Origin of the sequence: Chryseobacterium sp. SC28 (assembly GCF_003932955.1) — a bacterium.
Classification (GTDB): Bacteria; Bacteroidota; Bacteroidia; order Flavobacteriales; family Weeksellaceae; genus Epilithonimonas.
Genome location: NZ_QOVY01000009.1, coordinates 86,888 through 108,260, shown reverse-complemented (window position 1 = coordinate 108,260; position 21,373 = coordinate 86,888). Strand labels below are relative to the sequence as shown.

At 42.1% G+C, this 21,373-nt stretch carries 23 protein-coding genes; 11 read left to right on the top strand and 12 right to left on the bottom strand.

Annotated elements, in window-relative coordinates; all coding sequences use genetic code 11:
- Positions 1-102: 102 nt before the first annotated feature.
- The 5 genes from DTW91_RS07280 to DTW91_RS07260 are packed head-to-tail and all read right to left on the bottom strand — an operon-like array spanning position 103 to position 4,574.
- Positions 103-504: an FAD binding domain-containing protein gene (locus DTW91_RS07280; RefSeq protein ID WP_125202726.1), complete on the bottom strand. Its 402-nt coding sequence runs from the start codon at positions 502-504 to the stop codon at positions 103-105.
- On the bottom strand, positions 501-1,094 hold the full coding sequence (locus DTW91_RS07275) for a (2Fe-2S)-binding protein (protein WP_125202725.1): 594 nt from the start codon (positions 1,092-1,094) through the stop codon (positions 501-503). Before DTW91_RS07275 ends, DTW91_RS07280 begins: the two co-directional genes overlap by 4 nt.
- Positions 1,095-1,140: 46 nt before the next feature.
- Positions 1,141-3,393, bottom strand: a complete 2,253-nt coding sequence (locus DTW91_RS07270) for a xanthine dehydrogenase family protein molybdopterin-binding subunit (RefSeq protein ID WP_317126009.1) — start codon at positions 3,391-3,393, stop codon at positions 1,141-1,143.
- A gap of 20 nt (positions 3,394-3,413) precedes the next feature.
- Positions 3,414-4,079 carry a hypothetical protein gene (locus DTW91_RS07265; protein ID WP_125202724.1) on the bottom strand — a complete coding sequence of 222 codons (666 nt, stop codon included), beginning with the start codon at positions 4,077-4,079 and terminating at the stop codon, positions 3,414-3,416.
- A gap of 27 nt (positions 4,080-4,106) precedes the next feature.
- A complete protein-coding gene (locus DTW91_RS07260) occupies positions 4,107-4,574 on the bottom strand; it encodes a (2Fe-2S)-binding protein (protein WP_125202723.1) in 468 nt (155 codons plus the stop codon).
- A 232-nt stretch (positions 4,575-4,806) separates the two neighbouring features.
- Here DTW91_RS07260 and DTW91_RS07255 point away from each other — a divergent pair, with 232 nt between their 5' ends.
- The 10 genes from DTW91_RS07255 to moaCB are packed head-to-tail and all read left to right on the top strand — an operon-like array spanning position 4,807 to position 12,609.
- Positions 4,807-5,922 (top strand): XdhC family protein, encoded by a 1,116-nt coding sequence (locus DTW91_RS07255; protein WP_125202722.1) that lies wholly within the window; start codon positions 4,807-4,809, stop codon positions 5,920-5,922.
- A 9-nt stretch (positions 5,923-5,931) separates the two neighbouring features.
- The gene (moaA, locus tag DTW91_RS07250; RefSeq protein WP_125202721.1) at positions 5,932-6,912 is read left to right on the top strand and encodes a GTP 3',8-cyclase MoaA; all 981 of its coding nucleotides are present in this window, start codon (positions 5,932-5,934) and stop codon (positions 6,910-6,912) included.
- A complete protein-coding gene (locus DTW91_RS07245; RefSeq protein WP_125202720.1) occupies positions 6,912-7,508 on the top strand; it encodes an NTP transferase domain-containing protein in 597 nt (198 codons plus the stop codon). The genes moaA and DTW91_RS07245 overlap by 1 nt, the downstream gene beginning before the upstream one ends.
- Positions 7,505-8,683, top strand: a complete 1,179-nt coding sequence (gene glp / locus DTW91_RS07240; protein WP_125202719.1) for a gephyrin-like molybdotransferase Glp — start codon at positions 7,505-7,507, stop codon at positions 8,681-8,683. Before DTW91_RS07245 ends, glp begins: the two co-directional genes overlap by 4 nt.
- A gap of 10 nt (positions 8,684-8,693) precedes the next feature.
- On the top strand, positions 8,694-9,428 hold the full coding sequence (locus DTW91_RS07235) for a sulfite exporter TauE/SafE family protein (protein WP_125202718.1): 735 nt from the start codon (positions 8,694-8,696) through the stop codon (positions 9,426-9,428).
- 10 nt (positions 9,429-9,438) lie between these two features.
- Entirely contained in the window at positions 9,439-9,924 is a 486-nt protein-coding gene (locus tag DTW91_RS07230; protein WP_125202717.1) for a molybdopterin-binding protein, read from the top strand.
- A 5-nt stretch (positions 9,925-9,929) separates the two neighbouring features.
- A complete protein-coding gene (locus DTW91_RS07225; protein ID WP_185144752.1) occupies positions 9,930-10,154 on the top strand; it encodes a MoaD/ThiS family protein in 225 nt (74 codons plus the stop codon).
- Between the two features lie 3 nt (positions 10,155-10,157).
- Positions 10,158-11,267, top strand: a complete 1,110-nt coding sequence (locus DTW91_RS07220) for a HesA/MoeB/ThiF family protein (RefSeq protein WP_125202715.1) — start codon at positions 10,158-10,160, stop codon at positions 11,265-11,267.
- A complete protein-coding gene (locus DTW91_RS07215) occupies positions 11,260-11,697 on the top strand; it encodes a molybdenum cofactor biosynthesis protein MoaE (RefSeq protein ID WP_125202714.1) in 438 nt (145 codons plus the stop codon). Before DTW91_RS07220 ends, DTW91_RS07215 begins: the two co-directional genes overlap by 8 nt.
- A 3-nt stretch (positions 11,698-11,700) precedes the next feature.
- Positions 11,701-12,609 (top strand): bifunctional molybdenum cofactor biosynthesis protein MoaC/MoaB, encoded by a 909-nt coding sequence (gene moaCB / locus DTW91_RS07210; RefSeq protein ID WP_125202713.1) that lies wholly within the window; start codon positions 11,701-11,703, stop codon positions 12,607-12,609.
- Between the two features lie 4 nt (positions 12,610-12,613).
- On the opposite strand, the gene DTW91_RS07205 is transcribed toward moaCB, so the two are convergent.
- The 7 genes from DTW91_RS07205 to DTW91_RS07175 all read right to left on the bottom strand — a co-directional run bounded on the left by DTW91_RS07205 (position 12,614) and on the right by DTW91_RS07175 (position 19,856).
- Positions 12,614-13,744: a cysteine desulfurase family protein gene (locus DTW91_RS07205; RefSeq protein WP_125202712.1), complete on the bottom strand. Its 1,131-nt coding sequence runs from the start codon at positions 13,742-13,744 to the stop codon at positions 12,614-12,616.
- Between the two features lie 283 nt (positions 13,745-14,027).
- A complete protein-coding gene (locus DTW91_RS07200) occupies positions 14,028-14,582 on the bottom strand; it encodes a ferritin-like domain-containing protein (protein ID WP_125202711.1) in 555 nt (184 codons plus the stop codon).
- 103 nt (positions 14,583-14,685) lie between these two features.
- The gene (locus DTW91_RS07195; protein WP_125202710.1) at positions 14,686-15,438 is read right to left on the bottom strand and encodes an SDR family oxidoreductase; all 753 of its coding nucleotides are present in this window, start codon (positions 15,436-15,438) and stop codon (positions 14,686-14,688) included.
- 170 nt (positions 15,439-15,608) lie between these two features.
- Positions 15,609-16,121, bottom strand: coding sequence for a CinA family protein (locus DTW91_RS07190; protein WP_125202709.1), 513 nt, complete (start codon positions 16,119-16,121; stop codon positions 15,609-15,611).
- Between the two features lie 532 nt (positions 16,122-16,653).
- A complete protein-coding gene (mnmE, locus tag DTW91_RS07185; protein ID WP_125202708.1) occupies positions 16,654-18,039 on the bottom strand; it encodes a tRNA uridine-5-carboxymethylaminomethyl(34) synthesis GTPase MnmE in 1,386 nt (461 codons plus the stop codon).
- Between the two features lie 114 nt (positions 18,040-18,153).
- Entirely contained in the window at positions 18,154-18,690 is a 537-nt protein-coding gene (locus DTW91_RS07180; protein ID WP_125202707.1) for a hypothetical protein, read from the bottom strand.
- Positions 18,690-19,856 (bottom strand): hypothetical protein, encoded by a 1,167-nt coding sequence (locus tag DTW91_RS07175; RefSeq protein WP_125202706.1) that lies wholly within the window; start codon positions 19,854-19,856, stop codon positions 18,690-18,692. The genes DTW91_RS07180 and DTW91_RS07175 overlap by 1 nt, the downstream gene beginning before the upstream one ends.
- 212 nt (positions 19,857-20,068) lie before the next feature.
- Between DTW91_RS07175 and tyrS the strand changes: the two genes are divergently transcribed.
- Positions 20,069-21,364: a tyrosine--tRNA ligase gene (gene tyrS / locus DTW91_RS07170; protein ID WP_125202705.1), complete on the top strand. Its 1,296-nt coding sequence runs from the start codon at positions 20,069-20,071 to the stop codon at positions 21,362-21,364.
- The last annotated feature ends 9 nt before the right edge of the window (positions 21,365-21,373 follow it).

Sequence of the window (21,373 nt, the reverse complement as noted above, 5' to 3'; positions counted from 1 at the left end):
TAAAAACGACATCCCCATAAGAGGACCATCATACTGCTGAAAAGCCACCGGAGCTTCCGTTCAACGGGCTTTCATCTTCTGTCCTGCGGACAAGACGAAAGCTTAGTTATTAGGCGCTCTTTTGTTACAGGGCGTTGTAGTATCGTAAAAATACGGACACCTGGTGCGCTGCAAAAGATTTCCCGCGGAACTTGCCATATTCCGGATCTGCGGCGATGCTCCCGCCAATATAGCCTTGGAAATGAGAGGAAATTTTTCGATAACATCTTTGTCTAAAGCTACTTTGGCATTGCTCGTCAGCGCACCGATGCTCAAAACATTATTTTGATATTTAATACTATCAGATAATGCTGAATGAATATCAATTAGGGTTTCCGGTTGTACAATATTTTTTTTCATGAGGTCTACCAGATTGGTACCTCCCGCAATAAACTGTTTTCCCGCAGACTTCGACGCTGAAGCCTCAGCAGCAGAGTTCACTTTTTCAAAATTAAATGGTCTCATAGTGCTGCGACTTTTTGAATAGATTGAACAATCCCGTTATATGCGCCGCACCGACACAGATTGCCGCTCATATACTCTTTGATTTCTTCCACCGACCCTGTATGCCCTTCGTTTACACAAGCTACGGCCGACATTATCTGTCCGGGCGTACAATAACCGCACTGGAAGCCGTCACATTCTATAAAGGCCTTTTGCATAGGATGCAGCTCTTCGCCGTTTGCCAGACCTTCAATGGTTGTAATTTCTTTTCCCTGAGCCATCCCTGCAAGCGTTAGACAGCTCAGCACCCTTTGTCCGTCGATATGTATGGTGCAGGCACCGCATTGACCGTGATCACAGCCTTTCTTGGTACCTGTTAGATTTAGGTTTTCTCTCACCAGATCTAGCAATGTGGTGCGGGTGTCGGCGTAAAGTGTATAACTTTTTTTATTAATGGATAAGGTAAGTCTTGCTACATTTTTCTTGGGAATAAAATATTGCTTTAAATCCTGATAGAATGCTTTCACCGAGGACGGAATGGCTACGAAAGCAGCCAGCAATCCCGATACTTTGAGGAAACTCCTCCTGTTGTATTGTCCTATTTGTTCCATAAATCTTTTTTATGAATTTAATTTTTGCTTATTTGTTGCCTTACTCTTAGGCTTTTTTGAATTCTTGCAGGTCATTAATGAAAGGGGCGTTGTAAAATCTCTTTCCTGTCGCTTGGTACAGTGCATTGGCTACAGCTGCGAACGCCGGAGGAAACGGAGGTTCTCCCAGACCTGTTGGGTCATATTCATTTTGTACGAAATGAACTTCTATTTCTCTTGGAGCTTCATTATTCCTGATTAACCTGTATGTATTAAAATTATCCTTTTCTGGCCGGCCGTTCTTGAATTGTAATTCTCCAAACAAAGCATTTCCTATGCCGTCTATGATAGCTCCTTCCGCCATATTTTTAGCAGCATCTACATTGACTACTACTCCGCAATCGATGGCTGCGAAAACTTTTTGGACCTTAGGAATACCATTTTCAAAAGCCAAATCTACCACTTCTGCAACGTATGTATTGTGGCAGAAATAGGCAGAAACCCCTCGATAGACCTTAGGATCCTGAGTTTCCCATCCCGATTTTTCTTTTACGAGTTTCAAAACTCCTGCGTACCGGTCTGCGACATAATCATTCTTTTGGCCAACAGGATTTTTTGCAGCCCGATCCAACAGTTGCAGCCGAAAAGCGATCGGGTCTTTCCCTGCTTCATATGCAACCTCGTCTAAAAATGACTGTTCCGATGCACCCATAAAATTGGAGCGTGGCGCCCGGAAGGCTCCAATGGTAATATTGGAGTCGATCTTCCAACTTTCGGCTAAATAATGATCTACAGCACCTGCAGGAAATCTGTCGGGTGCAATTGGAGATTCCGGTATTCCGCCGGCTTTTACATGATACGCTATCATATTGTTGTCCTGATCCAAAGCGGCTCTGAATGTAGCGCTGTAAGTGGGACGGTAGATGCCTGCCGTCATCTCATCTTCTCTCGTATAAATAAGTCTCACAGGAGCTTTGAGATGTTTTGAAATGACGGCTGCCTCCACCATGTAATGGCCATACGCCCGTCGTCCGAAGCCGCCGCCCATTCTTGCCAGCCGTATGTGTATATTTTCTTTAGGTATTCCCAATCTTGTAGCAATGGTTCCGACGATTAATTCAGGGGTTTGAATGGGAGCCAGAATTTCCACTTTGTCATCTTTAAAATCGGCAAAACAGCTGATGGGCTCCATGGGATTATGCGCCAAAAACGGTGCAGTGTAAGAACGTTCGATCACTTTTGCCGCGGTTTTGAAAGCCTCTTCAGGATTGCCATCTTTTCGTAAAATTTCGCCCGGTTTTTTGACGAAATTTTCCATGTTGACCCGATGGTCAGCCGTGCTTTCCAGGCCGGCAGGAACATTTACATTCTTGCCACCGGCAACGATTGTGCGGGCGGGCGCTTTTTCCCAAACCACTTTTAAGGTTTTTTTTGCCTGCAGCACTTGCCAAGTGGAATCACCGGCTACGACGAGCAATTTATTAAAACTTATCACATCGAACATATTCCTATCTTGGGAGTCAGGAACAGACTCGATCTGAAAGACGGCTTTGATCCCGGGCATCGATTTTGCAGTAGTGGCATCAAAAGATTTTAGTTGTAGACCGAAAGCCGGCGGATGCACGATCATTGCATACAGCATTCCTTTTACTTTGAAATCACCGGTAAAAAGGGCTTTTCCTGTGATAATGTTATCAACTTCTACATTCGATTTTGAAGTTCCAATAATTTTAAAATCTTTATGTTTCTTCAATTTCACGTTTTGGGGAACGGGCATTGCCGCTGCTTGCGAGGCCATTTCACCGTATTTTGCGCTTCTACCGCTTTTTTTATGGTAGAGAATTCCTGAATCTGTTGTGATTTCGGTCGGGGGCACATTCCAAGTCTTCGCAGTTGCCAGAACAAGCATTTCTCTGGCTGTCGCGCCAGCCGTTCTCAGCGGTTTCCATGCCGATTGCATGGCGCGGCTTCCGCCGGTAAACTGTCTTTCGAAACGTTGTGGATAAAAGTCTGCCTGTTCTACGCTTATCATTTTCCAGTCTGCATCTAGCTCTTCTGCCAGCATCATGGGTAAAGAAGTTTTTACGTTTTGACCAAACTCCGGATTTGGATTGAAAAGTATAATCCGACCGTCGGAAAGGATTTTAACGTAACTATTGAGTTCAATATCTTTTGCTGTCGTACTTTTAGCTTGCTGTGCCAGCATTCCCAAGGGCCAAGAGAACTGAAGCATCAATCCGCCTCCGGCTAAAAATACTACTTTTAGGAATGAGCGTCTTCCGATATTCTTATTAAGTTCTGACATAGTGTTTTGTTTCATTAACGATTAATGCGGAGTCATCATTCTGCCGGCGCATAAGCGCCCGTTTTCAGCCAAGTAATCCAAGCTTCTTTAAATTCTTTATGACTGTACGGAGGCAGGGTTCGGCCTTCACCGGGCTTCCATCCCCAGAGTACCAAGTCATCATCGGCGTGGGCAATAAGCGCTTTTACATCTTTGTTTCCGTTTTGTGCAGGATCTTTCAGTTGTTTAGCCAACTCGTGTGGTTTTTTGCCTTCAAAAACCATTTTCATATTGGCGGGAGGCAAGTGCCACTTCGGGTTTCCCGGAGGGGTATGAATTCCGGGTGTGTTTTCCGGCTGATGACAATTGGTACATTTCATGGTAAGAACGCCCTTGCCGTCTTCTCCGCGACGAGGATGCATCGCATGAAGTTTCCTATCATCTCCTTGCAAGGGAATGTCTCCGGCCGGATGACAGTTGACACATCGGGGACTTTGCAAAACTTTATAAACTTTGGCAAAGGCTTCAACGGATCGGATGCTGTCTCCCACGAAAGTCGCAGCGCTGTATTCTGGTATATTGGTGTCCTTATGTACTTTATCAAATATTTTGGCATCTGAAAATGCATAGAGCACACAACCGAGAGATAAGGGGAATAGTATAGTCGCCGTAAAAGGGCGATATCGTTGTTTTTTTATTATATTTTTATGTGGAGTTTCCATCTGTGAAATAGTGTGTTTGAGCTTTCTTTACTTACCGCTCTGGATTTCGGCAGCCAGTTTTATTGCTTTTCTGATGCGGGTGTAAGTTCCACATCTACAGATATTTCCTGCCATAGCAACATCGATATCTTCATCCGTGGGATGCGGAATTTCTCTCAACAATACGGCTGCAGACATAATCTGACCGGAATGACAATAGCCACACTGGGGAACATCTACCTTTGTCCATGCCTGCTGCAAGGGGTGATTCCCATTCTCCGACAGACCTTCTATGGTAACAATGGCTTTTTCTCCCACGTTCTTTACCTTGGTAACACACGACCGAACAGCCTCGCCATCTAAATGCACTACACAGGCTCCGCAGGCGGCAACACCGCAGCCATATTTGGTTCCTACCAAGTCCAGATGATCCCTAAGAACCCACAATAGCGGTGTAGAAGGATCAACATCTACAGAATATTCTTTTTGGTTTATTTTTAATTTTATGTTAGCCATCGTACTTGTTTTTGCTCGACCTCTATCTAATCATCGTTTAACAAATATAAATAAATAAACCAAAATTCTTGTGATATCAATTATAGAATTAAACATAAATTATTATCGATATAACAATTTTTTACAAACCTATTATTTATGTACATTTGGAAGTTAACAATTGTGTTTCGCTCTGTATGATTAATACGGCGGACATATAGATCATCAATCATTTGATCAAAACTGTATCGCTATGAAAGAAATCGCGGACATAATAAAAGCATATAAAAAAGCCAAGCTTGATGGATTAAAAACAGCTCTTGCAACTGTAGTAAAAGTCCAAGGATCCTCGTACAGACAAGCCGGAGCAAGAATGCTGGTGACCGAAAGTGGGCAACTCACCGGGGCAATCAGTGGGGGTTGCCTGGAAGGAGATGCCTTGCGGCGGGCTCTGCTTGCCATTCATCAAAGAAATAAAAAGCTGATCACGTACGATACCAGCAATCCGGATGATGTAGAGTTTGGTGTACAATTGGGCTGCAACGGAATTGTTCATATTTTATTTGAATATATTGACGACGATTCTGCTCAAAATCCTATATGCATTTTAGAAAAAATAACAAATGAACGAAGTGAATCCATTGTCGCCACTATATTTTCCGTAGAAAACAGAAATGTACAAATCGGAACAGTAGCATCCATGACGGCGCTCAAAATAAATTATTTTTCTTCCGACGCCGTCACTGAAGCAGAGTTCCGCCGGCTTGCATCCTTCGCTTTGGAAAAGAAGCAAAATGTATTGACCAAGCTTTCTTCAAATGAAATTTTACTGCAATATATACCACCCCAAACCACGCTCGTCATTGCAGGAGCGGGCAATGATGTGAAACCGTTGACCGAAGCAGCTTTTATTTTGGGTTGGAAAACCATCATTGCTGATGGCAGAGCCACGCACGCCCAGAAAAAACGTTTTCCTCTTGCTGACCAAGTTTTACACGCCTCGCCGCAAGAACTTATTTCCAATATTACGATGGATTGCTCGACGGTGGTTATTTTGATGACACACAATTACAATTATGATTTGTCTGTTTTAAAACTTATTATCGACCGCCCATTAAAATATATAGGCCTTTTAGGTCCGAAGACTAAATTAAATAGGATGTTGGAAGATCTTAAAAATATGGGAATGAACATAGGCGATAGTGAACTTGATAAACTCTACGGACCTGTTGGCTTAGATATTGGTGCGGAAACTTCGGAAGAAATTGCCATCGCAGTCTTGGCAGAGATCAAAGCCGTGTTGAGTGGCAAAAAAGGCTTATCCCTGCGGGATAAACAAGAAAAAATTCATACCGATATCCTCAGTTAAAAAAGAAATATGCTAATAGATCAATTCGGAAGGAGTCATAATTATCTGCGGATATCGCTGACAGACAATTGCAATTTGCGTTGCTTTTATTGCATGCCGGAAGAAAATTATAATTTCACACCGCATTCCAAACTAATGCAAGCGGACGAGATCGGCGCGCTGGCTAAACTTTTCGTGCGGCAAGGAATCGATAAAATCCGCCTCACAGGCGGCGAACCTTTCGTAAGGAAAGATGCCGCCGATATCATCAGAAACTTGGGCAAGTTACCTGTGCAATTAACCTGCACAACCAATGGAATCCGTATTGATGATTTTCTTCCAGAGATTCTCCGTTCTAATTTTAACAGCATCAATATCAGTCTCGACACTTTGAAAAAGGATAGATTCCAAAAGATTACGCGAAGGGATTATTATGATCGCGTCGTACGGAATATTAGACTGCTGTTGGAAAACAACATCAAAACAAAAATAAATGTTGTCTTGATGCAAGGAATAAACGATGATGAGATCTGCGACTTCATCGCATTGACCAAGACAGAACCTTTGGAGGTTCGCTTTATTGAATATATGCCCTTTAGCGGAAATAGGTGGAGCAGCGATCAGGTGATGACACAGAAAAAAATTCTGGAAACTATTGCAACTAAATACACCTTTGAAGCAATACCAATGGGCATTCACGATACTGCAAAACTTTTTAGCATCAATGGACATCGCGGAAGTTTTGCCATCATCAGTACGATGAGCGAGCCTTTTTGCAGCGGATGCAACCGAATAAGACTCACTGCAGATGGCAAGCTGAAAAACTGTTTGTTTTCCAAAAAAGAGACCGATCTGCTGACACCCTTGCGACAAGGAAAGGATATTCTGCCCATCATCGAAAGTGCAATATGGTCAAAAGCAAAAAGACAAGGCGGCCAGTTAGATGAAAAGTTCGAAATGATCGATACTGCTGCTATCCAGAACAGAAGTATGATAAACATAGGAGGATAATGGAGAATACAGGACTAATACTGCTGGCTGCAGGAGATTCCTCCAGAATGGGATCTCCCAAACAATTATTACTTTATCAAGGGCAAACATTGTTGGACAGAATTGTCGACAGCTCAATAAAGGCATTTGATGTGGATAATATAGTCCTTGTTTTAGGAGCCGATCACGAAGCAATAGTCTCAAAAATCAAGAATACCGATATTCGGATATCGATCAATGAAGATTGGGAATCCGGGATGGCTTCATCTATAAAATTAGGATTGCAAACCTTGCGGAAAAACTGTCCTGCGATGGAACGATGCTTTATTTCGGTCTGCGATCAACCGTATCTTTCCGAGGAAGTATTTCTGAAGATGCTAAAAATGGCTAAGAATTCTTCCAAAGACATTATTGCTGCAGAATATGCCGGAACAATTGGCGTTCCCGCATTGTTTTCCAAAAAATATTTTGAAAAATTAATGAATCTGGCGGGCGACCAAGGCGCGAAGAAAATCATTATGGAAAATATGGAGGATGTTGGCACCTTTGCCTTTGAGGAAGGTGCGATTGATATCGACACGCCAATGGATTACGATACTTTAATTACAAAAAAATGATCAGTGTACAGGAAGCTTGGGATATTATCCAAAGAAATATTCCGCAACGAAAGCATGCAGTTCTCCCTTTGAAAGAAGCCTTCGGCTACACCACCGCTGAAGATATTTATTCCAAATTTAACATTCCCGGTTTTGAGCAATCTTCAATGGATGGTTATGCCATTCGTTTTCAAGATAGACATCAAAGGCTAAAAATTGCCGGTCAAATTCCTGCCGGCACTTCGGAGCATTGCCAATTGGAAAGAGGCACGGCTTATCGCATTTTTACAGGAGCACCCTTGCCCACCGGCGCCGATACGGTGGTAATGCAAGAGAAAGTCCGGATGGAGGACGACGGCTATATCGTGATCCAAGATCACGAACTGGAAGTCGGTTTACATGTAAGACCAGTAGGAACTGATGCGAAAAAGAACAGCATCGCCGTCAAGTCAGGTAGTCATCTTTCTGCAGCAGCCGTTGGATATTTGGCAGGAATTGGATGTACAGAAACCAAAGTGTATGCTCCGCCTCAGGTAGCCTTGATCGTGACCGGCAACGAATTGGTACCGCCGGGAGACAGCTTAGATTTTGGACAGGTTTTCGAGTCCAATTCTTATCAGCTGGAAAGTGTTTTGAGACAATGTGGGATAAAAAAAATCGAATGTTCTTGGGTAAAAGATGATCCCCTTGAAGTCGAAAGAACTTTGGAGTCCGCACTTTCTAAGAACGATATTATCATATTAGTTGGCGGCGTCAGCGTTGGCGATTACGATTTCGTCCTCGATGCTGCACAAAAATGTGGTATCGAACAGCAATTTCACAAAATCCGACAAAAACCCGGAAAACCGTTGTACTTCGGAGTAAAGGGAGAAACACTAGTGTTTGGTCTGCCGGGAAATCCGTCTTCAGCATTGACATGTTTTTATCTTTACATTGCTCCGTTGCTTTCAAAAATAATGAAAAAACCTTGCATCACCGATAATGCTTATGCTACCGCAACATCTGACTACAGGAAAAAACCAGGCCTTACTCATTTTCTAAAAGCAATTTATAAAGACGGAAAAGTGACGCCACTCCACGCACAAGAATCTTACCGCCTACAGTCTTTTGCCGAAGCAAATTGCTTGATGATTCTGCCCGAAAATTCCGAAGGTTGTGAAAAAGATGAAGTTATTGAGATCATAGTTTTAAAATAGAAACCAAAGAATGAGTGTAGAATATTTTTATCTGATTCTTTTTATTATAGCTGCATTGTACGCTGCGGTGGGACACGGCGGCGCAAGCGGTTATCTCGCCTTGATGGCTATATATGGCATAGCTCCGCGCGAAATGAAACCCACCGCGCTCGTGCTCAACCTTTTCGTATCGCTGATTTCCTTCACACAGTATTACCGCCAAGGATATTTCAAACTTCGGACTTTTGTTCCTATTGCCCTTGCATCGGTCCCGTTCGCATTTATCGGTGGAACGATTGACCTGGAAGATACTTTGTACAAGCGGATATTGGGCATTTTGTTGCTCTTCCCCGTTATTCGTTTTTTCTTTTTTAAAAGCCCGGACGACAGCGAATTAAAAAATCCTCAACTATATTTATCGTTGATTTTCGGAGGCATTATCGGTTTACTTTCGGGAATGATTGGCATCGGCGGCGGAATATTGCTTTCTCCTCTACTTATTTTATTGAAATGGACCAATCAAAAGGAGACGGCAGCCATCAGCGCAGCTTTTATTTTCGTCAATTCTGTGGCCGGACTGGCAGGGATGTCGACCGGCGACATCAAGTTCACCACCGATATGTGGATGTATATTGCCTGTGCATTTTCCGGTGGACTGTTGGGGGCATATCTGGCCTCGAAAAAACTTAACCAAAACGGACTGAAATATGTATTAGGAATTGTACTTTTGATGGCTTCCTACAAATTAATATCAAGCACCATTTAAATAATTTAAAATGAAAAAGCATCTTTTATTTTTTGCATTCCTCTTTGTAACGATAACTTTTGCGCAATCAAAAAACCTTGAAATCATCGCCCCCGATAATCAAAAAACCATAATTACAAATGTTGATTGGGAAAAATATCCTCAACATACGATAGACAGTATTCAGATTACTAATCATTTAAAGGAATACCGTTCGACCATTAAAAACGTTAAAGGTGTTTTGCTTAAAGACGTTCTTTCGAGAATTTCATTTAAGGAAAAATCGCCAAAAGTTTTGAGTGAATATTACATTGTCTGCATTGCAGAAGACGGCTATAAAGCTGTATTCTCTTGGAATGAGATTTTCAATTCCGCGGTTGGCGACCATGTTTTGATAATTCCGGAAACGGAAGGCCGATCAAAAAAAGGCATTTCAATCCTATCACCGACTGATTTTGCGACCGGAAGACGGTATGTAAAAATGCTTACAACGATAGCGCTAAAAAAAACAAATTAATGGCAATGATCAAATTAATAAGCTTCGGCAAACTGAAGGAAATTTTGGGTTCAGACATTGATACTAAAGCCGAAAATACCGACAAACTGATGATTCAAATCAATGAAAAATTCCCCGAATTAAAACATTTTACATTGAGAATCGCAGTCAATCAAAAGATTGTTTCAGAAAATACAAAGCTTAAAGATAACGATGTGGTAGCCTTGATGCCACCCTATTCCGGAGGATAAATTATGGTAAATTTGGAACGATACGACCGGCAGATCAGACTGCAAAACTTCGGTCTCGAAGCACAAAGCAAACTTGCTTCGGCAAAGGTTCTAGTGGCCGGTGCCGGCGGTTTGGGTTGCCCTGCGCTTCAGTACCTGACCGCGATGGGCGTTGGAACTATCGGCTTAGCCGATGACGATGAAGTAGCTTTGAGCAACTTGCAAAGACAAATTCTCTACACCTCGCAGGACATTGGAAAACGAAAGACTGATGCCGCATTGGAGCGGCTGAGTGCCATGAATCCGGCTGTGAATTTCAATATATTTTCTGAAAGAATCACCACCAAAAATGCTGTTGAAATGATGGCAGATTATGATTTGGTACTGGATTGCACAGACAACTTCCCAACGCGCTATCTCTTGGATGATGCGTGCAGATTGATGAAAAAGCCCTTGATCTTTGGCGCAATTTATCAATATGAAGGTCAGGTTGCGATCTTTAATGTTGCAGATCAACAAGGCTGCACAAGTTCTTACAGAAATATTTTTCCGGATCCGCCAGCTGCCGGAGAAGTTCCCGACTGCAACGAAGCAGGAGTTTTAGGCGTTCTACCCGGAATCATTGGCTTGATACAGGCTACAGAAGCCGTTAAGGTGATAACTGGAATTGGAGATGCTTTGATTAACAAATTAATGACCTTTAACGTGTTGAATTATCAAACCACAATTTTTGAAATACCGACGGAAAATTTAGCAATGCGTAATTTTCCTTCCAGCTTAGCCGAATTTAAAAGCATGGATTATGAACTTCACTGCGGTAGTGAGGCGAATGATATTACGGCCATTTCGCCATCTCTATTCAAAGAGCTGGCGGCGCATCCCGACACTCTCGTTGTGGATGTCCGCGAAGCAGACGAATTACCCAAGTTAGATTTGCCCCATCTTTCAATACCGCTATCCCAGCTGACCAAAAATACCCAACAAATACAGCAGCGAAATATTATAATAGTTTGCCAGTCCGGAAAAAGAAGTTTAGCGGGCGCCCGGATGCTATCTGAAAAGATGGGAAATGACTATAAAATCAGCCATTTGGAAGGGGGTATCAATAATTTGAACAAAGAATGCAATGAATAAGACTAAAAATATATTTGAAAAAGGTGCTATATCGCCATCTTTGATTGCAAAAAGTATCGCAGCACATTCCGAAAAGACAGAAATCGGAGCGCATCATATTTTTTTGGGTCAAATCCGAGCAGACAAAACAGATGGTAAAACGGTAAAAGCGATAGAATATACGGCTTACGAAGATTTGGCTTTAACACAGATGGCATTAATTCGGGAAGAAATTTTTGAAAAATACAAGATTTCTTGTATGCATATTCACCACAGTCTGGGTATCGTAAACACGGGGGAAATTTGTCTGTTTGTGATGATTTCTTCCCAACATAGAACTGAGGCAACCAATGCTTGCATAGAAGTAGTCGAACGCATAAAAAAGGAACTTCCCATCTGGGGAAAAGAGATTTTCGAAGACGAAACCCACCAATGGAAAACTAACCGATAAGCTATGGTAGATATTACTTTTAAAACTTTCACACTCCGAAAAGCGACAGCCTCTGCTACCATCAAGGTATCACACCTTTCTACAATAGAAGCAGTAAAAAAAGGAAGCGTTCCCAAAGGCAATGTTTTGGAATTTGCAAGAGCTGCAGCTTTGCTGGCAATTAAGAAAACCTCCGATGTCGTCCCCGACTGCCATCCTTTGCCTGTGGAATATTCGGCAATTAGCTACGAATTGGGAGATTTGTATATAACGATAACTGTTGTGGTTCACACCATCTACAAAACCGGCGTGGAAGTGGAAGCCATGCACGGTGCCTCTGTTGCCGCTTTGGTCATTTACGATATGTTGAAACCCATTGATAAAAACATTGAAATAGCCACCATCAAACTTCTGGAAAAGCAAGGGGGCAAAAGCAGCGAAAAAATAACTGCGGCCGATGATCTGACCGCCGCCGTCGTGGTCTGCAGTGACTCTGTATTTCAAGGTCTTAAAAACGATATCTCGGGAAAATTGTTGGTAGAGATTCTTCAAAGACATGGCATACCGTCTATTGACTATGTGGTGGTTCCCGATGATATCTCTGCCATTCGTCAGCAAATTGAATTTTTTAAAAATAAAGGCTGTGATCTTCTTTTATTTACCGGCGGCACAGGACTTTCCGATCGCGATGTCACCCCCGAAGCGGTTCGGCCATTCATTACCAGAGAAATTCCGGGAATGATGGAAACAGCAAGAAGCTACGGCCAAGATAGAGTGAAAACGGCTATGCTGTCCCGAGGTGTTGCCGGCTTTTCGGATGATACGTTGATCCTGACCCTACCTGGATCTCCCGGTGCTGTTGCGGAATATATGCAGGCGCTTTTCCCACAAACCTTGCATGTATTTTCCATAAAAAACGGCCGCGGACATTGATTGATCAGTTCTCGCGCAATCGAGTAACCGTCTGTTTTATTTTTTTTACGGCCAGTTCAATTTCTTCTGGCGTCGTAAATTTCCCTAAGCTGAATCGTATTGAAGAAAGCGCGTCCAGATCATCCATGCCCATTGCTTTCAACACGTGAGAGGGTCTTGATGTAGTGGCATTACAAGCCGAGCCGCTCGATACGCAGATTTCTCCGAGGGACAGAATCATCTGTTCGGCGTTGACCCCTGCAAAGCAGATATTGGAAGTGTTGAAAATCCTGTGCTGTATATTTCCGTTGATTTTGGTGTCGGCGATATCCAATAGTTCATTCTCTAATTGGTTTCGCAATTCCAGAATTTGTTTATTTAGATTCTTTTCCGCCAAGGCAATTTCTGAGGCTTTTGCCATACCGATAATTCCGGGAACGTTTAGCGTGCCACTTCTTAAATTAAATTGCTGACCTCCGCCGTGGATTTGCGCATGCATTTTATGTTTGATATCAGAAGAGATGTATAAGCCTCCGATGCCCTTTGGTCCGTAAAATTTGTGGGCAGAAAAAGCCATTAAGTCAATTCCTAAACTTTTCACATTTACCGGTATTTTACCGACAGCCTGAGTTGCATCACAGAAAACAAGACATCCCTTTTGATGGGCAATTTTTGCAATCTCTTGGACGGGCTGGATGACGCCCGTTTCGTTATTAACCAGCATTATGCACACGAGGAAGGTTTCATCGTTAATCGTATTTCTAAGTTCATCAGCATCGATGAGCCCGTCTTTTCGCACATTCAGGTAGGTGATATTTTCGTGGCGCTCGGCGTGCAAACAAGCATCCAAGACGGCTTTGTGCTCCGTTTTTACAGTGATGATATGGCTTTTATCCTCGCTCGTTGTAACTCCTTTTATCGCTAAGTTGACGGCTTCTGTAGCCCCGGAAGTATAAATAATTTCATCGGATTTAGCGGAAATATAGTCTGCCATTATTGCTGTGGCTTGCTCCAGTGACTCTTTTACGGCAAGTCCAAAGAGATGCGCACTGCCCGGATTGGCGTAGAACTTTTGAAAATAAGGAAGCATCGCTTGTACTACTCTTTCATCTACGGGTGTCGTGGCGTTGTAATCTAAATAGACGAATTCATTCATAATACCTATAAATATTTGGAATTGAGCGGGTTGTACATTACTAAAGATCCAATACAGCCAATAAAAGATAAATGCAGATTAGTGCTACAATTTATAAATAAATTTAGACATTTTTTAAAATATAGTGCTTCGCATTTCGTTACATTTAATATTTATATTTTACATAAAAAAGAGAAATTCCTTTGTATGGAATTCCTCTTTTTGAATCTGTGCTTATATTTTTTAAATGGATAAACTCTTTTTGAAAGACGATTTTAATAAATCCTCAAATCATTTTATTCTATCACTTTGCTTGCGAATTAAGATTAGTATCTGCAAGCTTGGTCAATAGCTCGTCGCATTTCTTTTCTTCTTCAAGAGTTGCCAAGAAATTTTTAAGCGATGTTTCTTCTTCGAGAATTTTCGCGAAAGCGGCCAGAGTTCCGTATGTGGCGATTTCATAGTGCTCTACTTTTTGAGAAGCTGCGATAATGCCCGCATCTCTCACGGTTCCGGGCTCGGTTTCTTTGATGATGCTTTCCGCTTCCTCGATGAGTCCCTGCATCGCATCGCATTTTTTTGCTTGTGCTTTTTTGCCGAGAGATTCGAAGCATTCCTCCAATCGGCTGACGTGTTCTTCTGTTTCGATCAAATGCTGCGCGATGGCCTCTTTCAGTTTATCGTCGCTTGCATTTTTTTCCATTTTGGATAGCGCTTTTACGAGTGCCTTTTCAGCCCAGTAGATATCCTTTAGGCTATCTTCGAGTAGGTCTTTCAAATCTTTCGCTGCATTTCTTTTTGCAGGGGTCTTCGTGGTCGTCTTGCTGTTTGTGGAAGCAGATTTTGTGGTAGTTGCCATAATGTTTTATTTTTTAATTAATGATTTGTTTTAAACAATCAGCATACCAAAAAAGTCCATTATTCTATTTTTTTTAAAAGATTTCTAAAAAAAATGTCGATAATCAGCCGTTTACAATCTGTCCACCATTTGGGTGCAATACTTGCCCTGTCATCTGCGCGGAAGCTTCCGTTGCCAGAAAAAGAAAACTCGGAGCAATTTCTTCTGCCGTAGCATTGCGTTCCAAAGGTGGCTTATTTAGATCTTCCTCTTCTTGGCCGAACGTCCGTTTGGTAAGCGGCGTAGCCACCGGGCCGGGCGCCACACCGTTGACACGCACGCCTCGTTCCTTTGCTTGCAAAGCCAAAGAGCGGGTAAATGAGACAATGGCACCTTTGGTCGCAGAATAATCCAACAATTCAGGATTACCTTGGTATGCAACGGCAGAGGTGGTATTGATAATGCTGCTACCGGCTTTCAAATGCGGAAAAACGGCTTTGGTAAGCAAAATCATTCCAATGATATTGGCATCAAAAGTTTTGCGGATATTTTCTTCCTTTAGATTTTCAATTTTATCACAAGGAAACTGCACACCTGCATTATTGATTAAAATATCAATCTTTCCGAATTCTGCCATTGTTTTTTGAACCGTCTCTTCGCAAAATTCCCAGTTATTGACGTCCCCACCGAAAATAATGGCCCTCCTACCAAGCTGCCGGATGGCCTGCTGAGTTTCTTCGGCATCGTCGGTATTTTCGTGATAAATAATGGCAATGTCGGCGCCTTCTTCTGCTAAGAGTAAGGCCGCTGCCTTTCCGATGCCGCTGTCTGCGCCTGAGATGAGGACTGTTTTGTCTTTCAATTGCAAGTCTTTCATAATCAAGTTATTCTATTTACCAATTTTTGTATTTGCACTTTTTTATTATTCGAGAAAATAGGTTGGCTTTACGGATGATAGCTGAACAGAACCAAACATTTTGTCTCCCAGACATCCGCTCTGTGAATATTTATTGGTTTAGAAACAATTCTTATCGGTTCGTCCGTCAATTAATAATTGGTTTTTAATGACTGCACATCCTTGGTTAAGCAGCGATCTAAGCTGTTCAATACACATTCCATAAAATATTTTTGTGCGTCTAACGGTTTGGTCATAGGATGCAGATCTGTACGCTCCGATAAAACGATCCGGTTTTTATAAGCTATGGCATAATACGAAAAAATTTCGCCTTGTGATTCCGGTACCGCCGTCGCATATCCGGTGGTGGCGACCGACCAGTCGGCATCAAATAGATTAGCGACATTGAGAGCCATAGATTCGGTAATGTTGGTGGAGACGCAGTCGGTCTCTTTGGCTTCGGTGCTGTCCACCTTTAGATGCTTAACTTTTTGCTCAAGGGTGTAAGCGGTGATACCGCCATTGTAAATCTGTTGTGCATTTAGCATTTGCGAGAAAGCCAGTTGCAAAAATCCCGACGTCACGCTTTCGGCAGCAGCAATGGTTTGGTTTCTTTCGCGCAGATTTTTGCTTATCTGATCTAGTATAACTTTTGAAAATTTCATAGCCGAATTTTTTAATAGATAAACATAGTAATGTCACCATTTCAATACAATTTATTTGCCACACTTGGGTCAGAAGATGTGAATTAGTGCTGCAAAACGTATGGAAAATCCCATCACTAAAAAATGGCGAATGGATACGAAAAGCATCTCGCTTAGTAAAGAAAAAAAATGTGGAAGCGCGTGGAGGAATGATATTATATCGGGGAAAGGGTATGTTTTAAAAGCTTTTGTACAAAATTTTATGCGTAAATTTCAAAAATCGTGAAATCTGAATAGAAAAAATAAACAAATCCTCTTTCGCAACATTCTATTTTCCGGCGATTAAAAACACCAAAAAAAGGCTTTTCTTGCAGAAGTGTTCGAGAAGTGTTCGAGTCTTGTTCGGAAAAAGGGTGCTTTTTTCGAAGCGCTTTCGAAGAAACCTGCAACAAGTGTCGAACAAAAAGCAAAACCGAAAGAGAAAAAAGTGATTTAAATAACTAAAAACGAAACAACTGCAAAAGAAGACAATTCAACTGAAAATAAACACGATTTATTTTCCAATACAAAATTTACTGAAAATATTACCCAATACCTCGTCGTTGCTGAAGTGTCCAGAAATTTCCCCCAGGTATTCCAAGGCATTTCTGAGCTCGTAAGCCAATAGCTCGGTCGTAAGCCGGGATTGCACCGCCTCTCCCACTTTTTGAACAGATTCCAAAGATTTTTTAAGCGCCTCGAAGTGGCGCTGGTTGGTGATGACGACGTTATTCTCCTCAGATTTCAGATGTTCGACAAAGGAAGACAATTCATTTTTCAAATCCTGAATATTCTGATTTTCTAACGCCGAAATTTTAAGAAAGTCAAAATCAAACGACATTGCTTGGCGAAATGCCGTTTCCACCAAATTATATTTTGTAGGCAAAACTTCGTCGATCTTGGTGGCGCAGATGATGACTTTCAAATCATCTCGAACCAAGGATTTTAGGATTTCGAAATCTTCGGAAAAATCTTCTGTGGCGGCATCGGCAAGATAAATCAAAATATCCGCGGATGCTACTTTTTCTCTGGCTTTCTGCACGCCGATGGCTTCTATCTCGTCCGCCGTTTCCCGCAGTCCTGCCGTATCAATCAACCGGAAAGCGTTGCCTTTGATGTGCAGCACTTCTTCTATCGTGTCCCTCGTGGTGCCTGCAATTTGCGAAACAATAGCCCGTTCTTCTTTTAGCAAAACATTCAAAAGCGTCGATTTTCCCGCATTCGGCTTACCGATGATGGCGACCGATGTTCCGTTCTTGATGGCATTTCCGTACTGGAAACTGTCGATTAATGAAGTTAACTTCACCTCGATTTTATTTAATAATTGCTGCAGAGCGCTTCTATCCGCAAATTCTACATCTTCCTCCGCAAAATCCAATTCCAATTCTATGAGCGAAGTGAAATTCAAGAGATCGCTTCTCAGAACAGAAATTTCCTGAGAAATGCCGCCTTTCAGCTGATTGAGAGCCACTTTTCGGGCGGCTTCATTGTCCGAAGCGATGAGGTCTGCGATAGATTCGGCTTGCGAAAGATCGATTCTGCCGTTCATAAAAGCGCGCATCGTAAACTCGCCGGCTTTTGCCATTCTTGCGCCGTTTTTGGTTAGCACTTCCAAAATCCGCCTCGCAATGTAAGGCGAACCGTGAAAAGAAATCTCCACAGAATCCTCTGCCGTAAAAGTTTTTGGCGCTCGGAAAACAGAAACCATCACCTCATCGATCGTTTCATTTTCTTCCTTTATAAAGCCATAATGGACGGTGTGCGAGGTTTCATTTTCGAGATTTTTACCTTCAAAAATTTTATTTACAATCGCAAAAGACTGCGACCCCGAAACTCTGATAATCCCGAGGGCGCCTACTCCGTTGGCAGTGGCTAACGCGCAAATGGTGTCCTGATTCATCTTGCAAAGCTACGCGTTTTCGGACTAAACTGTAAAGCGTTTTTTGTAACAATGCCAGTCGATTTTCACACATCTTTAAAATCCGCATATCCGTCTTCTTCGTACTTTTAGGACTCAATAGGACCAGAAGCTCCACTGCTGACCGTTGTAAACGGCCAAGGTTTTAAAACCACCGTTATTCGTAAGCACCATAGTTCCTGGAGCCGGATTTATGATATTTTGGTAAGACGGCGTTATGGGCAAAACCATTGCCTTATTCGCGGACTCCAAAACCAAAATACCATCCGCCGACGAGTTGGCGGCTCCGATAACTACTTTTGCATTGGCATTTTCCTTTGCAGCAGGCTGGATGCCTAAGTAAGATGTCACATTACTGGGTTCCACACTCAGATCTGCCCAGGCAGTACCCGTATAATACTTTACTTTTGCCGATGCAGGAGTGCTGGCATCTAAAATAATGCTTCCGGGCGAGGTAATCGCCGATTTATCGGTAACGTACGGAAGGATGAGACCTCTGTCTCCGCTATTGGCAAACTCCATTAGGACAGAAGTCTTATCGGTGGCAGTTCCTACAGCATCACCAAAAATCACTTGTCCGTACATGCTTGATTTAAAAGCAAGCAAGATAAAAACTGAAAATATTTTTTTCATTATGGGCAGGTTTTTTTATTGAAACACTTCCAGCCAATTGCTGAATTAACGTATATTTTAAGACAATTTTCGCTGGTATCGAATACCATCATACCCTCCACGGGGTTCGTAATATTGGCAAGATTTGCCGTAGTAGTTCTGGTGATGACCAAGGGCTTTTTATTGGACTCCAATGCCAGAAATCCGCCTTTGCGAACCATTGGCCAGTTATCATTGCTGGCAGAAGAGCCCGCACGGTTCAAAGAGGTTATCCCTGCTTTGGTATCCAAAGCCGTTCCTGTTGTGACCGCATTTTCAAGGCAATATAAAGACATGGAATTAGTGCTATAAGCAGTGAAAGCAACATCGCTTTCACCCGACAGCACCTGAACAAATTTGATGGCAGATGTATAATTTGCCGCTGTAATACCAAAATCGCTCAGCTTAAAAGCCAAGATACGGGTATCACGATTGGTACCGGACAACCCGCTGTTATAGTCGTGCGGACAGTTTGCTGCAAAATAGAAATTCCACTTTGCTTGTCCGGACGGTGTCACAGTCGAAAACTTGATTTGTTGCTCAGTACCAACGGTTGCACCAGTCGCATCGATAAATTTAAAAATATCATAACTACCGCTGGGCTGTCCAACCTGTGTTACGATAATATCGGGAATATTATCACTGATACAGCTGGGATTAATGTCTGCTAATACATTTACATTGAAAGTCAGATTTTGTTTCGGTATATTAAAAACAGCCGTACTCAAATCCAAACCATGAATACCATCCCGTAGATAATAGCCTAACGCGTTAGCACAACTTAAAGAAGGTGCATTTAATTGTGTTTGTTCGACGCCACTTACATATCTGGGAACACCAACTAAGGAGGCGCCGATGGTTGCCAAAGATGAAGGAAACGCCTGATAATTTTCCTGTATGATATTCGGGACGCTGTGATCCACAAGAGACTGGTTGTTGACGCCCGTAGCATACGTGATTCCACCTATGGTGAATCCCGTCAAATTGTTTGTCTCCTGAGTGATGACGTAAGCTGCCGAATTATCTTTGGAAATCCAGTAGCCGTTGTAATCGCCATAGATAGTTTCCGGTCTGATTTGTGAATAAAAAAAACAGCCTACGAAAATCAAAACCAAGACAAAAAGATTAGCATTTAAATTTATTTTCATTTATTAAAAATTTAACAATTTTTACAAAACTATGAAAAATATTTAAAGATTGTTTATTATTTGAAAAATTAAAATAAATACGATTTTTATGAATATTTAATAAAGTGTCTTGATAGTCCAAAAATAATCTTCCAAAAAATAATCCAGAAACCCGGAGACAGCAAATGAGTACAACTTCTAATTCTTATCTTTGCACGAAATTTTTGAAGAGAATGAATGCATTTATTGAAGAACTGAAATGGCGCGGTCTTTTTTCGGATATGACGCCGGGAACGGAGGAACAGCTGAACAAAGAAATGACGAAAGCCTACATCGGATTTGACCCGACAGCAGATTCTTTGCATATCGGAAGCCTCATTCAGATCAAAATTCTGGCGCATTTTCAGCAGCACGGTCACCAGCCGATTGCCTTGATTGGCGGCGCCACAGGAATGATTGGCGATCCTTCGGGAAAATCCGCAGAACGTAATCTTTTGAGTGAAGAAACACTACTCCATTACGTCGATTGTCTTAAAAATCAGCTGTCAAGATTCTTGGAATTTGATGGCGACGGCGACAACAAAGCGATTCTGGTCAATAATTATGATTGGATGAAGGATTTTACCTTCCTCGATTTTGCCAAAAATATCGGGAAGCACATCACCGTGAATTATATGATGGCAAAGGATTCTGTGAAAAACAGATTGTCCGGCAAAGAAGGCGTTGACGGAATGAGCTTTACCGAATTCACTTATCAACTTTTGCAAGGTTACGATTATCTGCATCTTTACGAAAACCAAGGCGTGAAACTTCAAATGGGTGGATCGGACCAATGGGGAAATATCACGACCGGAACGGAATTGATCCGAAGAAAAGCACGCGGAGAAGCGTTTGCCCTCACCGTTCCATTGATTACAAAAGCGGACGGATCCAAATTCGGGAAGTCGGAAAGTGGCGAGAATTACTGGTTGGATGCCAAGAAAACCTCGCCGTACAAATTCTACCAATTCTGGCTGAATGCCACGGATGCCGACGCCGAGAGATTCATCAAATTCTATACTTTCCTTCCGAAAGAAGCGATCGAAACTTTGGTAGAAGAACACAAAAAGGCTGCTCACGAACGTCAACTGCAGAAAAAATTGGCTGAAGAAGTCACGATTTGGGTTCACGGAAAAGATGAATACGAAAAAGCCGTAAAAGCATCGAACATCCTTTTCGGGCAGTCCACTGCAGAAGATTTGGTAAGTCTGGATCAAGAACTATTTCTTCAGATTTTCGAAGGCGTTCCTCAAAAAGAATTATCGAAGTCCGATGTGATTGGAAGCAATATTATTGATTTGATCTCAGAAAAAACGGGTTTCCTTAAATCTAAAGGAGAAGCGAAAAGAGAATTGGCCGGCAATGCAATTTCAATTAACAAAACCAAAGTTGGTGAAGATTTTTCAGTTTCGGAAAGTGATTTGATTGATGGGAAATTTTTGTTGATGCAAAAAGGGAAAAAGAATTATTTCATCGTTTCAGTATTTTAAAATAATTAA

Bases quoted from the DNA above. Each gene is read 5' to 3' on its own strand.
- DTW91_RS07280 (WP_125202726.1), bottom strand. From the start codon at position 504: ATGAGACCATTTAATTTTGAAAAAGTGAACTCTGCTGCTGAGGCTTCA.
- DTW91_RS07275 (WP_125202725.1), bottom strand. From the start codon at position 1,094: ATGGAACAAATAGGACAATACAACAGGAGGAGTTTCCTCAAAGTATCG.
- DTW91_RS07270 (WP_317126009.1), bottom strand. From the start codon at position 3,393: ATGAAACAAAACACTATGTCAGAACTTAATAAGAATATCGGAAGACGC.
- DTW91_RS07265 (WP_125202724.1), bottom strand. From the start codon at position 4,079: ATGGAAACTCCACATAAAAATATAATAAAAAAACAACGATATCGCCCT.
- DTW91_RS07260 (WP_125202723.1), bottom strand. From the start codon at position 4,574: ATGGCTAACATAAAATTAAAAATAAACCAAAAAGAATATTCTGTAGAT.
- DTW91_RS07255 (WP_125202722.1), top strand. From the start codon at position 4,807: ATGAAAGAAATCGCGGACATAATAAAAGCATATAAAAAAGCCAAGCTT.
- moaA (WP_125202721.1), top strand. From the start codon at position 5,932: ATGCTAATAGATCAATTCGGAAGGAGTCATAATTATCTGCGGATATCG.
- DTW91_RS07245 (WP_125202720.1), top strand. From the start codon at position 6,912: ATGGAGAATACAGGACTAATACTGCTGGCTGCAGGAGATTCCTCCAGA.
- glp (WP_125202719.1), top strand. From the start codon at position 7,505: ATGATCAGTGTACAGGAAGCTTGGGATATTATCCAAAGAAATATTCCG.
- DTW91_RS07235 (WP_125202718.1), top strand. From the start codon at position 8,694: ATGAGTGTAGAATATTTTTATCTGATTCTTTTTATTATAGCTGCATTG.
- DTW91_RS07230 (WP_125202717.1), top strand. From the start codon at position 9,439: ATGAAAAAGCATCTTTTATTTTTTGCATTCCTCTTTGTAACGATAACT.
- DTW91_RS07225 (WP_185144752.1), top strand. From the start codon at position 9,930: ATGATCAAATTAATAAGCTTCGGCAAACTGAAGGAAATTTTGGGTTCA.
- DTW91_RS07220 (WP_125202715.1), top strand. From the start codon at position 10,158: ATGGTAAATTTGGAACGATACGACCGGCAGATCAGACTGCAAAACTTC.
- DTW91_RS07215 (WP_125202714.1), top strand. From the start codon at position 11,260: ATGAATAAGACTAAAAATATATTTGAAAAAGGTGCTATATCGCCATCT.
- moaCB (WP_125202713.1), top strand. From the start codon at position 11,701: ATGGTAGATATTACTTTTAAAACTTTCACACTCCGAAAAGCGACAGCC.
- DTW91_RS07205 (WP_125202712.1), bottom strand. From the start codon at position 13,744: ATGAATGAATTCGTCTATTTAGATTACAACGCCACGACACCCGTAGAT.
- DTW91_RS07200 (WP_125202711.1), bottom strand. From the start codon at position 14,582: ATGGCAACTACCACAAAATCTGCTTCCACAAACAGCAAGACGACCACG.
- DTW91_RS07195 (WP_125202710.1), bottom strand. From the start codon at position 15,438: ATGAAAGACTTGCAATTGAAAGACAAAACAGTCCTCATCTCAGGCGCA.
- DTW91_RS07190 (WP_125202709.1), bottom strand. From the start codon at position 16,121: ATGAAATTTTCAAAAGTTATACTAGATCAGATAAGCAAAAATCTGCGC.
- mnmE (WP_125202708.1), bottom strand. From the start codon at position 18,039: ATGAATCAGGACACCATTTGCGCGTTAGCCACTGCCAACGGAGTAGGC.
- DTW91_RS07180 (WP_125202707.1), bottom strand. From the start codon at position 18,690: ATGAAAAAAATATTTTCAGTTTTTATCTTGCTTGCTTTTAAATCAAGC.
- DTW91_RS07175 (WP_125202706.1), bottom strand. From the start codon at position 19,856: ATGAAAATAAATTTAAATGCTAATCTTTTTGTCTTGGTTTTGATTTTC.
- tyrS (WP_125202705.1), top strand. From the start codon at position 20,069: ATGAATGCATTTATTGAAGAACTGAAATGGCGCGGTCTTTTTTCGGAT.